Source organism: Pseudomonas sp. 15C, assembly GCF_055484735.1.
In genome coordinates this window covers 57,848-70,944 of sequence record NZ_JBUDGD010000016.1, presented here as the reverse complement: position 1 = coordinate 70,944, position 13,097 = coordinate 57,848, and the positions used below count along the sequence as shown (strand labels likewise).

General features: G+C 60.4%; 13 protein-coding genes. 8 read left to right on the top strand and 5 right to left on the bottom strand.

The genetic code is table 11. The annotated features are described in order from the left end of the window. Positions 1 to 160 precede the first annotated feature (160 nt). Positions 161 to 1,057 (top strand): peptidoglycan DD-metalloendopeptidase family protein, encoded by an 897-nt coding sequence (locus ACYYKW_RS11265; protein WP_093096795.1) that lies wholly within the window; start codon positions 161 to 163, stop codon positions 1,055 to 1,057. Between the two features lie 113 nt (positions 1,058 to 1,170). Here the strand turns inward: ACYYKW_RS11265 and ACYYKW_RS11260 are convergent, their stop codons facing one another. From ACYYKW_RS11260 to phoB, 3 genes are all read right to left on the bottom strand, one after another. After that, on the bottom strand, positions 1,171 to 2,511 hold the full coding sequence (locus tag ACYYKW_RS11260; protein ID WP_090287628.1) for a hemolysin family protein: 1,341 nt from the start codon (positions 2,509 to 2,511) through the stop codon (positions 1,171 to 1,173). A 123-nt stretch (positions 2,512 to 2,634) separates the two neighbouring features. Further along, entirely contained in the window at positions 2,635 to 3,921 is a 1,287-nt protein-coding gene (gene phoR, locus ACYYKW_RS11255; protein ID WP_258451528.1) for a phosphate regulon sensor histidine kinase PhoR, read from the bottom strand. 135 nt (positions 3,922 to 4,056) lie between these two features. Next, the gene (gene phoB, locus ACYYKW_RS11250; RefSeq protein WP_007896474.1) at positions 4,057 to 4,746 is read right to left on the bottom strand and encodes a phosphate regulon transcriptional regulator PhoB; all 690 of its coding nucleotides are present in this window, start codon (positions 4,744 to 4,746) and stop codon (positions 4,057 to 4,059) included. 151 nt (positions 4,747 to 4,897) lie between these two features. On the opposite strand from phoB, the gene ACYYKW_RS11245 reads away from it, so the two are divergent. After that, positions 4,898 to 5,281 carry a COG4315 family predicted lipoprotein gene (locus ACYYKW_RS11245; RefSeq protein WP_093096803.1) on the top strand — a complete coding sequence of 128 codons (384 nt, stop codon included), beginning with the start codon at positions 4,898 to 4,900 and terminating at the stop codon, positions 5,279 to 5,281. A 111-nt stretch (positions 5,282 to 5,392) separates the two neighbouring features. On the opposite strand, the gene ubiA is transcribed toward ACYYKW_RS11245, so the two are convergent. Continuing rightward, positions 5,393 to 6,283 carry a 4-hydroxybenzoate octaprenyltransferase gene (gene ubiA / locus ACYYKW_RS11240; RefSeq protein ID WP_090287621.1) on the bottom strand — a complete coding sequence of 297 codons (891 nt, stop codon included), beginning with the start codon at positions 6,281 to 6,283 and terminating at the stop codon, positions 5,393 to 5,395. Positions 6,284 to 6,285: 2 nt separating this feature from the next. Continuing rightward, entirely contained in the window at positions 6,286 to 6,843 is a 558-nt protein-coding gene (locus tag ACYYKW_RS11235; protein WP_464990138.1) for a chorismate--pyruvate lyase family protein, read from the bottom strand. Positions 6,844 to 7,043: 200 nt separating this feature from the next. Here ACYYKW_RS11235 and ACYYKW_RS11230 point away from each other — a divergent pair, with 200 nt between their 5' ends. The 6 genes from ACYYKW_RS11230 (at position 7,044) to tssC (ending at position 13,093) form a co-directional block, all read left to right on the top strand. Next, complete coding sequence (locus tag ACYYKW_RS11230) at positions 7,044 to 7,211, top strand: rubredoxin (RefSeq protein WP_003177199.1); 168 nt, start codon at positions 7,044 to 7,046, stop codon at positions 7,209 to 7,211. Positions 7,212 to 7,231: 20 nt separating this feature from the next. Next, positions 7,232 to 8,380, top strand: a complete 1,149-nt coding sequence (locus ACYYKW_RS11225) for an NAD(P)/FAD-dependent oxidoreductase (RefSeq protein ID WP_464990137.1) — start codon at positions 7,232 to 7,234, stop codon at positions 8,378 to 8,380. A gap of 190 nt (positions 8,381 to 8,570) precedes the next feature. Continuing rightward, positions 8,571 to 8,846, top strand: coding sequence for an HU family DNA-binding protein (locus ACYYKW_RS11220; protein ID WP_003213368.1), 276 nt, complete (start codon positions 8,571 to 8,573; stop codon positions 8,844 to 8,846). Positions 8,847 to 9,493: 647 nt separating this feature from the next. Then, entirely contained in the window at positions 9,494 to 11,056 is a 1,563-nt protein-coding gene (tssA, locus tag ACYYKW_RS11215; RefSeq protein ID WP_093096821.1) for a type VI secretion system protein TssA, read from the top strand. A gap of 32 nt (positions 11,057 to 11,088) precedes the next feature. Continuing rightward, the gene (gene tssB / locus ACYYKW_RS11210) at positions 11,089 to 11,592 is read left to right on the top strand and encodes a type VI secretion system contractile sheath small subunit (protein ID WP_003229587.1); all 504 of its coding nucleotides are present in this window, start codon (positions 11,089 to 11,091) and stop codon (positions 11,590 to 11,592) included. Between the two features lie 25 nt (positions 11,593 to 11,617). Next, positions 11,618 to 13,093, top strand: a complete 1,476-nt coding sequence (gene tssC / locus ACYYKW_RS11205) for a type VI secretion system contractile sheath large subunit (RefSeq protein ID WP_016772499.1) — start codon at positions 11,618 to 11,620, stop codon at positions 13,091 to 13,093. The last annotated feature ends 4 nt before the right edge of the window (positions 13,094 to 13,097 follow it).

Here is a 13,097-nt window from a genome sequence, read left to right as displayed (position 1 = left end):
ATTTGCAACGCATTCCAATGTGGGAGCCAGCCTGCTGGCGATAGGGCATCAACCGCATCATCCATCTTCTGCACTGCCTATTTGCAACATCTGTCGACTAGCCTGGTCTGCTTCACCTGCTAGGCTCATTTCCAGGCCTTCTTTCGACAGATTCTTGCCCATGCTCGCGCGCCTGCTGTTTCTCTGTGCTGTCTTTCTGGCCTCCACCTCGGCAGTGGCCATGACCATCTATAAATCCACCGATGCCAATGGCGTGGTTTCCTACAGCGACCGGCCAAGCAAAGGCGCGCAGGTGTTCGTGTTTCAGGACCGCATGGTCGAGCGCCTGGAGCGCCAGGTGTACCTCGATATCAAAAAGCAGAAAGGCACCGACGTGGTGTTCGTGCGCAACGATCTGTACGCGCCAGTCGAGATCGCCCTGGCATTCACCGGCCTGAGCAATGTGCGCGGCGCACCGGCGCAAACCATTCGCCGGGTATTGCCCGCGCGCAGCAACACGCGGCTGGCGCTGCTGACGGCGATTTCCGCCGGCAAGCCGCTGGTGTATTCGCCGCAGTTCCATTATTCGCTGGGTGACCCCGCTGGCGCGGCGCAGAGCTATCGCTATCCATTGCCATGGCGTGGCGGGCCGTTCCGCCTGAGTCAGGGCGCCAACGGCCAATACAGCCACTACGGGCCGAAGAATCGCTATGCCATGGACATCGCCATGCCGGTGGGCACGCCCATCATTGCCGCGCGAGCCGGAGTGGTGGTGAAGACTGAAAACTCACAGAGCGGGCGCGGCACCGATGCGTCGGGCAATTTCGTGCGGGTGCTGCACGATGACGGCACGATGGGCGTGTACCTGCATCTCAAACAGGGTTCGGTGAGCGTGCGTGAGGGGCAACGGGTCAAGGTCGGCAGTCCGCTGGCGCTGTCGGGCAACACCGGCAACAGCAGCGGCCCGCACCTGCACTTCGTGGTGCAGCGCAACACCGGGGAAGGGCTGGTGTCGATTCCGTATCAGTTCAACCAGCCGCTGGGGGCGTTGCCCAACTTTGCGTTGGGCAAACAATAATCGGGTAATTGTGCCGGCCCCTTCGCGAGCAGGCTCGCTCCCACAGGTTTGGTGTGATCCCTGTGGGAGCGAGCCTGCTCGCGAAAGCGGCGACGCGGTCCCGGATCAGCCCATCAATCCAGCATCAACACCTTGGCCAGCACGATCTTCGGCCCTTTCATCTTCTTGATGATGATCCGCAGGCCTTCGACCTCCAGCACTTCTTCCTCTTCCGGCACGCGTTTGAGGGTTTCATAGACCAGCCCGGCGAGGGTTTCCGCTTCGATGTGGTCCAGGTCGATGCCCAGCAGGCGCTCGACCTTGAACAACGGCGTATCGCCACGGACCAGCAGCTTGCCCGGCTGATAGGCGAGAATGCCGCGCTCAGCCTTGCGGTGTTCGTCCTGAATATCGCCGACCAGCACTTCCAGCACGTCTTCCATGGTCAGATAGCCGATGATGTTGCCATCAGCCTCCTCGACCACGGCGAAGTGCGAGCCGCCCTTGCGGAACTGTTCCAGCAGCTGCGACAACGGCATGTGCCGCGAGACGCGCTCCAGCGGACGGGTCAGCTCGGCCAGGTTGAACGACTCGGGAATGTGGTCCAGCGCCGCCAGCTCCAGCAGCAGATCCTTGATGTGCAGCAGGCCGACGAACTCCTGGCGCTCGCTGTCGTACACCGGATAACGGCTGAACTTGTGGCGACGGAACATTGCCAGGATTTCTTTCAGCGGTGCGTTGAATTCGAGGGTGATCAGGTCTTCCCGGGAGTTGGCCCAGTCGACCACTTCCAGCTCGCCCATTTCCACCGCCGAGGCCAGTACGCGCATGCCTTGGTCGCTCGGATCCTGTCCACGGCTGGAGTGCAGGATCAGTTTCAGTTCTTCGCGGCTGTAATGGTGTTCATGGTGCGGGCCGGGCTCGCCTTGCCCTGCGATACGCAGAATCGCGTTGGCGCTGGCGTTGAGCAGGTAGATCGCCGGGTACATCGCCCAGTAGAACAGGTACAGCGGGACCGCCGTCCACAGCGACAGCAACTCGGGTTTGCGGATCGCCCAGGACTTTGGAGCGAGTTCGCCGACCACGATGTGCAGATAGGAAATGATGAAAAATGCGGTGAAAAACGAGACGCCTTTGACGATCTCCGGCGAATCGACGCCGATCGCGCTCAACAGCGGTTCGAGGATATGCGCGAACGCCGGCTCACCGACCCAGCCCAGGCCGAGGGAGGCGAGGGTGATACCCAACTGACACGCCGAAAGGTAGGCATCGAGCTGACTGTGCACGGTGCGCAGGATGTGGCCGCGCCAGCCGTGCTGCTCGGCGATGGCTTCGACCCGGGTCGAGCGCAGTTTGACCATGGCGAATTCCGCCGCAACGAAAAAGCCGTTGAGCAACACCAGGATCAGAGCAAAAAGAATCATGCCAAAGTCGGCGAAAATGGTAGCGAGGGACAAGCCAGGGGAAGGGTCCATGATGGAGTTTTGCAGGTTCCGTGTGATTCGAAAGTAAGGGGAAACAGCGCCTGAAAGGCAGGCGCAAGTCAGCCAATGTAGCGGCTGACTGGGCAATTGCCTAGTAGCGTGTGCCGGGCGGCGTCACTCGGCGGCGCTGATCGCCCGTGCGCTGGCCACCTGAGCCGGGGCGAAATGGCAGGTGAACGTGCTGCCGTGGCCGGGCACGCTGCTGATCTCCATGCGCGCACGGTGGCGCAACAGCACGTGTTTGACGATGGCCAGGCCGAGGCCGGTGCCGCCGGTGTTGGAGTTGCGGCTGGAATCGACGCGGTAGAAACGCTCGGTCAGGCGCGGCAGGTGCTTGCTGTCGATACCGATGCCCGAATCCTGCACGCTCAGGTGCGCGCCCTGATCGTCGCCCCACCAGCGAATCCGAATGTTGCCCTCGGCCGGTGTGTACTTGACCGCGTTGAACACCAGATTGGAAAACGCACTGCGCAACTCCGCTTCGCTGCCCTTGAGCAGCACGCCGGCATTGGCTTCCAGCGTGATGTGCTGATTCTTCGCGCCAGACAATTGCTGAGCGTCGCTGGTGATCGACTGCAGCAGTGTATCGATCTGCACCGGTTGGTTGTCTGATGGGTAATCGGTGGCTTCGAGCTTGGCCAGCAGCAGCAAGTCGTTGAGCAACGTCTGCATGCGCCCGCCCTGTTGCTGCATCTGCTGCAGAGCGCGGCTCCAGCGCGGGTTCACTTCTTCGACGTTATCGAGCAGGGTTTCCAGATAGCCGCAGATCACCGTCAGCGGTGTGCGCAGTTCGTGAGAAACGTTGGCGATGAAGTCTTTGCGCATCTGCTCCAGTTGATGGATGCGCGTGACATCGCGCACCAGCATCAGGTGCTCGTTGTTGCCGTAGCGGGTCAGGTACAGCTGAATGCGCACGCGATCGTTGGTCGGCGAGGGGATTTCCAGCGGCTCGGCGAAGTTGTCCTGCTCGAAATATTCCTTGAAGCGCGGATGCCGCACCAGGTTGGTCACCGGCTGGCCGCTGTCTTGTGGGGTCTTGAGGCCGAGCAGGGTCTCAGCGGCGCGGTTCCACCATTCCAGGTTGCCGTCGCTGTCGAGCATGATCACCGCGTCTTTCAGCGCCGCGGTGGATTCCTGCACCCGGTCGATCACCGCTTGCAGCCGCCCGCGCACCCGTTGGTCGCGGCGTTGCAGGTGGTAGATGCTGTCGAACACTTCGCCCCATAGACCGTAGCCATCGGGCGGCGCTTCATCGGGCTGGTGCTGACGCAGCCATTCGTGCAGACGCAGCAATTGCTTGAGCGTCCAGGCCAGATACAGGCCCAGGCCCACCGCGAGGCTCCAGCCGTAATAGCCGCTGATCAGCCCGATCACCAGGCACGCGGTGACCAGCAGCAACATGTGGCGAATCAGGGTGCCATGCCAGTTTTGATTCACAGGGGCGTCCTTAGCCGCAGCGTCAAGTTTCAAGCTGCAAGCTGCAAGTCAGAGCGGCTCGCTTTCTTGCCGCTTGTAGCTAGAAACTTGCAGCTGCTTTTATGCTTTTGTGGAGAACCGATAGCCCGTACCGCGCACGGTTTGTACCAGATTTTCGTAAGCATCGCCGAGGGCCTTGCGCAGGCGGCGAATGTGCACGTCGACGGTGCGCTCTTCGACGTAAACGTTGCCGCCCCAGACCTGATCCAGCAACTGGCCGCGGGTGTAGGCGCGTTCCTGGTGGGTCATGAAGAATTGCAGCAGGCGATATTCGGTCGGGCCCATCTCGGCCGGTTTGCCGTCGATGGTCACGCGGTGGCTGATCGGATCGAGCAGCAGGCCACCGACTTCGATCGGCGCTTCGCCATCGGTCGGGCCGGCGCGGCGCAGTACCGCCTTGAGACGGGCGACCAGTTCACGCGGGGAAAACGGCTTGGTGATGTAGTCGTCAGCGCCGACTTCCAGACCCTGGATCTTGTTGTCCTCTTCGCCCTTGGCGGTGAGCATGATGATCGGGATGTCCCCGGTCAGCTCGTCACGCTTCAGGCGTCGGGCCAGTTCGATGCCGGACGTGCCGGGCAGCATCCAGTCGAGCAGGATCAGGTCGGGTTTGCGGTCGACGATGATGGCGTGGGCCTGCTGCGAGTTCTCTGCCTCGAGGCAGTCATAGCCGGCCATTTCCAACGCCACGGCGATCATTTCGCGAATGGGCGCTTCGTCGTCGACGATCAGAATGCTCCTGCCAACCATGCCTTAATCCTCTTGTCATTTAACTGTCTTGCGCCGCATTAGATAACGGAATTATTGCAGTCGTGTGACAGTATTTCTGCCCGCCAACAAGTTTGACCATCCTGGACTAAGCTCTAAGTCCGAATCCTGACAACCACAAAAGAAGGTTTCCATGACTCAGATGACTGCTTCTTTCAAAGCCCTGCTGATGGCCGCGGCCCTGGCGTTGCCTGGCCTGGCCATGGCTGCCGATCCGGCGATGGAGAAGGACGGCATGTTCACCGATCAGAAAGGCATGACCCTGTACACCTTCGCCAAGGACTCCGCCGGCAAGTCAGCGTGCAATGACAAATGCGCGGCGAACTGGCCGCCATTGATGGCGCAGGCGGGTGACAAGTCGATGGGCGACTGGACGGTGGTCAAGCGTGACGACGGCTCGATGCAGTGGGCTTACCAGGGCATGCCGCTGTACACCTTCGTGATGGACAAGAAGGCCGGCGACATGACCGGCGACGGTAAAATGGACGGCGCCTGGAAAGTCGCCAAAGCCAAATAGCCATGGTCCCGTGTAGGAGTGAGCCTGCTCGCGATCGCGGTGTGTCAGCCGCATTTTCGTTAACTGACACACCGCTATCGCGAGCAGGCTCACTCCTACACTGATTTGGGTTTAGCGCAGCGCGTAATCCACGACGATTCCGACAAAAATCGCCAACCCGGCCCAGTGATTGTGCAAGAACGCCTTGAAGCAACGCATCCGGTCGCGATCGCGGGTGTACCAGAACTCCCACGCATAACAGCCAGCGGCCACCAGCAAGCCGAGGTGAAACCACATTCCCAGTTCGAATTTCGACCCCGCCAGCATCAGGCAACCCAACGACAGCGCCTGCAGGCTGAGAATGATCACCCGGTCCGCCTCGCCAAACAGGATCGCCGTGGATTTCACCCCGATCTTCAGGTCGTCATCGCGGTCGGTCATTGCGTAGTAGGTGTCATAACCCACCGTCCACAACAGGTTGGCAATCCACAGCAGCCACGCCGCTGCCGGCAACTCACCGGTTTCGGCGGTGAATGCCATCGGCATGCCCCACGAAAACGCCGCGCCCAGCACTACTTGCGGGTAATAGGTGTAGCGCTTCATGAACGGATAGGTGCAGGCCAGCGCCAGACCGCCCAGTGACAGCCAGATAGTCGGCGCGTTGGTGCACAGCACCAGCAGAAAACTGATGCCCATCAGCACGGCAAAGAACACCAGCGCTTCTTTCGAACTGATCTTGCCGCTGGCCAAGGGGCGCTGCGCGGTGCGTTTGACATGGCCGTCGACCTTGCGGTCGGCCCAGTCGTTGATCACGCAACCACCGGCCCGGGTCAGCACCACACCGAGGACAAAAATCACTACGTTGGCCAATGACGGCGAGCCCTTGCCGGCAATCCACAATGCCCACAACGTTGGCCACAACAGTAGATAGATGCCGATTGGCTTGTCCATGCGCGTCAACTGAATGAAATCCCATGCGCGCGGGTTCAAGCGGTTGAGGGACTTGAGCAGGCTCTGATACATCATCAGTTCTCCGGATGAGCGCGAGCGGCGCTCCACAGGCTCGGCAGGAAGATTTCCGCGACCAGCACGCTCAGCGCGCCGCGGTCGAAACGCGAGCGGCGGGCCCACAGCGCGGGCGCTTTGGCTTCTGCCGGCAGCCAGTCTTCAGGGTAATGGCAAACCTCGATGGCGCGGCGCTGAAACGCCTGATCGCAAAACAGCAATTCGCCCAGCGAGCGGCTGCCAAGTTCATCCATGTGCAAGCCGTCACCCTGCAATGCCGCACGCGAGGCAACACTGCGGGCGAACACCCAGGCCTCGCCGTGGCCACGCAGATACACCTCGCGCACCCAGCCTTCGCTGCCTTCGACCAGTTCCAGCGCCGCGCATTCGTCGCTGCGCAGGGTGGCCCAGCCTTCGAACAACGGCGTCACGCTGAAGCCATCGCAGGACAGTCGCGTCAGGCGGCGGGTCAGCGAGCCTTCGTCGAACAACCAGTCCAGGGTCAACGAATCGGGGCGGGGTGACAGTCGGCTTTGGGTCAGCCAGAGCGGGGCGGGGCAGGCATTTGAATGTTGCACAATGAGTCATTATTGGCCGCAAATGAGGCGGCGAGCTTACCATGGCGGGCGGCGAGATTGATCGATCCGGGTGGCCGTTGCGCCGAACAGGCTTGCATCTGCCCGGCACCCTCAGTACAAAACGCGCTGAGCCGGATGGCAGCGCAACACCCATCGACCGTCCGCGCCAGCAATCGCCTGAACCTTGAGGAAGTATCCGAATGAAAAAGTGGCAATGCATCGTCTGTGGCCTGATCTACAACGAAGCCGACGGCTGGCCGGATGACGGCATTGCGCCGGGCACCCGCTGGGAAGACGTGCCGGCAGACTGGCTGTGCCCGGACTGCGGCGTCGGCAAAATGGACTTCGAAATGATCGAAATCAACTAAGCAAAATCAAGGAGTAAGGCATGAGCGCACCTGTCGTCATCATCGGCACTGGCCTGGCGGGCTACAACCTGGCCCGCGAGTTTCGCAAGCTCGACAGCGAAACCCCGCTGCTGCTGATCACCGCCGATGACGGCCGCTCGTACTCCAAACCGATGCTCTCCACCGGTTTCGGCAAGAACAAGGATGCCGACGGCCTGAGCATGGCCGAGCCCGGTGCCATGGCCGAGCAGTTGAAGGCCGAAGTGCGCACCCACACGCGCATCAGCGGCATCGATGCCGGCCACAAGCGCCTGTGGATCGGTGAAGAGGCGGTGTATTACCGCGACCTGATTCTCGCCTGGGGCGCGGAAACCGTGCGTGTGCCGATCCAAGGCGATGCTGCCGATCTGGTCTTTCCGATCAACGATCTGGAAGACTACGCACGGTTTCGTGCGGCCGCGGCCGGCAAGCGGCGCGTGCTGTTGCTCGGTGCCGGGCTGATCGGTTGCGAGTTCGCCAATGACTTGATCCTCGGCGGCTACGAAGTGCAACTGGTCGCGCCGTGCGAACAGGTCATGCCGACCCTGTTGCACCCGGCCGCTGCGGCCGCCGTGCAGGCCGGGCTGGAAAGCCTCGGCGCAAAATTTCACCTCGGCCCGGTGCTGACCCGCCTGCAGAAAGTTGCCGATGGCCTCGAAGCGCACCTGTCCGACGGCCAGGTCTTCGCCTGCGACGTGGTGGTCTCGGCAATTGGCCTGCGCCCACGCATCGATCTGGCAGCGGCGGCGGGGCTCCAGGTCAATCGCGGTGTCATGGTTGATCGGCAGCTTAAAACGTCCCACACCAATATCTACGCCTTGGGCGACTGCGCCGAGGTCGACGGGCTGAACCTGTTGTACGTCATGCCCCTCATGAGCTGCGCGCGAGCGCTGGCCCAGACCCTGGCGGGAAACCCGACAGCGGTCAGCTACGGCCCGATGCCGATCACTGTGAAAACCCCGGTGTGCCCGCTGGTGGTCTCGCCGCCGCCGCGTGGCAGCGAAGGCGTCTGGACGGTTGAGGGGCAGGGCGCTGACATCAAGGCGCTGTGCCGCAGTGCCGATGGTCAGTTGCTCGGTTATGCGCTGACCGGCGCCGCGGTCATGGAAAAACTCGCCCTGAACAAACAGCTTCCGGCCCTGCTGGCGTAAATGCCGGTCGTTCTGTCGTAAACACCCCGCTTTTGCCCCGACAAAGGTCGCGGGGAGACTGGCGTCGCCCGTATCCGCGTGCCATTCTCACTCCCGTCTGCCGCAGAGTAGAGCCTGCGGCGCCTTGGGCGCTGTTCCAACGAGAACAGCACGGACATAACAACAAAAAACCGTCAAAGGGGCTTCACTAATGCGTAAACCAGAACTCGCCGCCGCCATCGCGGAAAAAGCGGACCTGACCAAAGAACAGGCCAATCGCGTCCTTAATGCCGTCCTCGAAGAAATCACCGGCGCCCTGCACCGCAAGGACAGCGTAACGCTGGTCGGCTTCGGCACCTTCCTGCAACGCCACCGCGGTGCCCGCACCGGCAAAAACCCGCAAACCGGCGAACCGGTGAAGATCAAGGCCAGCAACACCGTTGCGTTCAAGCCAGGCAAATCGTTGAAAGACAGCGTTAATCCATAATTGCGGCGAATCTCCTGAATAACGGGAGAACCGCTGAGAAAAATGGGCATTTCGATTGCGGTCGAATGCCCATTTTTTATGTCCGCCAATTTGTGGATTAAAAACACGCTACTGCCAAACGCATTAATAAGAGCCGGGCTTCGATTAGCGTTGCGGCTTTGCAAACAGTCGGCGATTAAAAATTTTTAATAAATGCTAGCAATATGATGGCACTTTTAATCATCTTTTGTTGTCGCGCCGCGATGCGTTGAAACAATACCGAAGTCTTTCGGAATCATCCTACATCCGGATTTTTCAAAACCGGTCATGCTCCGGGCCGTCTTCGCCAGTGCACACGGGGTGTTGCGGATTTTTGAAAACGGACGCTCTGGATCGCGGTTTTCAGGCCGGTGTTGCGACGATGCACAAGCGAAGGGGGTATCGGGGATACCCTGACAGGATATAAGGAAACCTCCTACAACAAACAAAGAACACTTCGTCTTGTTGTTTAATCAGATGCTTGCTAGTGGCCATCATTGTGATTACGATGCGCCCACTTGAAAGAGCACATCTCAATTGGATGAGTCGCTGAACTGCTCTTCGATACTGTCCCGCGTGGCTGACACTCTATTTGCCCGCACGACTGTAATCCTTAATAAAGGCCATGGATGTCCTACTCAAGCAAACTTTCCGCCCATTACCTCGAACTCGCAAAAGTCTCTGTTTCAAAAGAGAATTTCGCGGGCGAAGACGTTCGTTTCTCGAGCGAATTCGAGGCGCTGGAAAGCGAGCTGGCCAAAGCCTCGTCGATGCACGAAAGCGGGCAGATCGACTGGCTGAAAATCCGTGAAAACAGCGAAAACCTGCTGCGTACCCAATCCAAGGATTTGCGTGTCGGCGCCTGGCTGACCTGGTCGTTGTACCAGCGTGAATCCTTCCCCGGCCTGCTGGCCGGCCTCGGTCTGCTGCACCATTTGTCGGAAAACAACTGGGCCGACGTCCACCCGCTGAAACCGCGCACTCGTGCCGCCGCCATTGGCTGGCTGGTGCCGCGTCTCGAGCAGGTCATTACCGAAAACATTGCGATCAAAGAGCAGTTGCCGATGTTCCGGCAGCTCTCCGAGCACCTGGCCGGTCTCGAGGCCGCCTGCACTGAACATCTGGGCGATGACGCGCCGCTGTTGCTGCCGATCTCCCGTCGCCTGAAAACCATGATCCAGCGCGCTGCCGACAACCAGCCGGCCCCCGGCGTGGTCGGCGCGGCGGTAGCGCAGGTCAAACAGGCCGCGACCCAGCTGCTCACTCCCGGCGCGCCGATCGACAACGAGCGCGATGCGCACAAAGCCCTGCGCGCTCAACAGGAAAGCGCCCGGCCGTTGTGCGCCTGGTGGCTGAAACAGAAAGCCACCGACCTGCGCGCGTTGCGCCTCAACCGCACCTTGCTGTGGATGACCATCGACGCGGTGCCCGAGCGCAACGCCGAGCAGATCACCGTATTGCGCGGTCTGCCGCTGGAAAAACTCAAGCTCTATCAGGACCGTTTCGATCAGGGCAAATACGCCGACCTGCTGGTGGAACTGGAGGCGAGCCTGGCGAAGGCGCCGTTCTGGTTCGATGGCCAGAGGATGGTCTGGGAATGTCTCCAGAACCTCAACGCCGAATTGGCCATGCGCGAAGTGGAAATCCACTTCGCGCTTTTGGTTCAACGGCTGCCGGGCATTGTCGAGTTGCGCTTCCATGACGGCGCGCCGTTCGCCGATCCGTCTACTCGCGCGTGGATCGCCGCCAACGTCATGCCGCACCTGCAAAGCGCCAGTGCGCCGCGCAAGGTCGAGAGCGAAAACGTCGAAACCCAGCCCGCCTGGGAGAAAGCGCTCGAGGAAGTCCTGCCACTGCTGCGCAAGGAAGGCCTCAAGCCGGCCGTGCAGATTCTCAAGCAGGGTCTGCAATCGGCCCATGGCGGGCGCGAACGGTTTTTTTGGCAGTTCGCCCTCGCGCGGCTGTGCTTCATGGCCAAGAAATATGAACTGGCCAAGAACCAGCTCGAAACCCTCGATCAGACATTACAGGACTCAGGCCTGCACGCCTGGGAGCCCGATCTTGCATTGGAAGTGCTGCACCTGCTGCACAGTTGCTGCGAGTTGTTGCCGCAGAACCATGCCGTACGTGAACGCAAGGAAGAGATTTATCGCAGGCTGTGCCACCTCGACCTCGAAGTGGTACTCGAATAGGCCCCAGGGCCACAACCGCAAGGAGAAAAGCCATGGCCAAAGAAGGCTCGGTAGCCCCCAAGGAACGCATCAACGTCACCTTCAAACCCGCCACCGGCGGTGCTCAGGAAGAGATTGAACTGCCGCTGAAACTGCTGGCAATCGGTGACTACACCCACCGCAAGGACGATCGCAAAATCGAAGATCGCAAGCCGATCAGCATCGACAAGATGACCTTCGATGAAGTGTTGGCCAAGCAAGAACTGGGTCTGACGCTGAGCGTGCCGAACCGTCTGCAGGAAGATGGCGAGGCCGACGAGCTGGCTGTGCAACTGCGCGTCAATTCGATGAAGGACTTCAACCCGGCCAGCCTGGTCGAGCAAGTGCCTGAGCTGAAAAAACTGATGGAACTGCGCGATGCGCTGGTGGCCCTCAAAGGCCCGCTGGGTAACGCGCCTGCGTTCCGTAAAGCGATCGAAGGCGTGCTCGCCGACGACGAATCCCGTGGTCGCGTACTCGGTGAGCTGGGCCTGAACGCCGCAGCCCCGGACGCCTGAGACTCTTGCCAAGGAAGCCAACACAATGAGCACTAGCGCAGCACAAGAGAAGAGCGCCGCCAGCGGCGAATACAGCATTCTCGACAGCATCATCGCCGAAACCCGTCTGACTCCGGACGACGAAGCCTATGACATCGCCAAGCGTGGCGTGTCGGCGTTTATCGAAGAACTGCTCAAGCCGCAGAACAACGGTGAGCCGGTCAAGAAGGCCATGGTTGACCGCATGATCGCCGAGATCGATGCCAAGCTCAGCCGTCAGATGGACGAAATCTTGCACCACCCGGATTTCCAGGCGCTGGAATCGTCGTGGCGTGGCCTGCAGTTGCTGGTCGACCGCACCAACTTCCGCGAAAACATCAAGATCGAAATCCTCAACGTCTCCAAAGAAGACCTGCTGGACGATTTCGAAGATTCGCCGGAAGTCATGCAGTCGGGCCTGTACAAGCACATCTACACCGCTGAATACGGCCAGTTCGGTGGTCAGCCTGTGGGCGCGATCATCGCCAACTACTACATGTCGCCAAGCTCGCCAGACGTCAAGCTGATGCAGTACGTGGCCAGCGTTTCGTGCATGTCTCACGCGCCGTTCATCGCTGCCGCCGGCCCGAAATTCTTCGGCCTGGAAAGCTTCACCGGCCTGCCGGATCTGAAAGATCTGAAAGACCACTTCGAAGGCCCGCAATTCGCCAAATGGCAGAGCTTCCGTACCTCGGAAGACTCCCGCTACGTTGGCCTGACCGTGCCGCGTTTCCTGCTGCGCAACCCGTACGATCCGGAAGAAAACCCGGTCAAATCGTTCGTCTACAAGGAAACCGTTGCCAACAGCCACGAGCACTACCTGTGGGGCAACACCGCGTACGCGTTCGGCACCAAGCTGACCGACAGCTTCGCCAAATTCCGCTGGTGCCCGAACATCATCGGCCCACAGAGCGGTGGCGCGGTTGAAGACCTGCCGTTGCACCACTTCGAAAGCATGGGCGAAATCGAAACCAAGATTCCTACCGAAGTATTGGTTTCCGACCGTCGTGAATACGAACTGGCCGAGGAAGGCTTCATTTCCCTGACCATGCGCAAAGGCTCCGACAACGCGGCGTTCTTCTCCGCAAGCTCGGTGCAGAAGCCGAAGTTCTTCGGCATCAGCGCAGAAGGCAAGGCGGCAGAGCTGAACTACAAGCTCGGCACCCAACTGCCGTACATGATGATCGTCAACCGCCTGGCTCACTACTTGAAAGTGCTGCAGCGCGAGCAACTCGGTTCGTGGAAAGAACGTACCGACCTCGAGCTGGAACTGAACAAGTGGATCCGTCAGTACGTCGCCGACCAGGAAAACCCGAGCGCCGAAGTGCGTGGCCGTCGTCCGCTGCGCGCTGCGCAGGTGATCGTCAGCGACGTTGAAGGCGAGCCGGGCTGGTACCGCGTGAGCTTGAACGTGCGTCCGCACTTCAAGTACATGGGTGCCGATTTCACCCTGTCGCTGGTTGGCAAGCTGGACAAAGAGTAAGAGC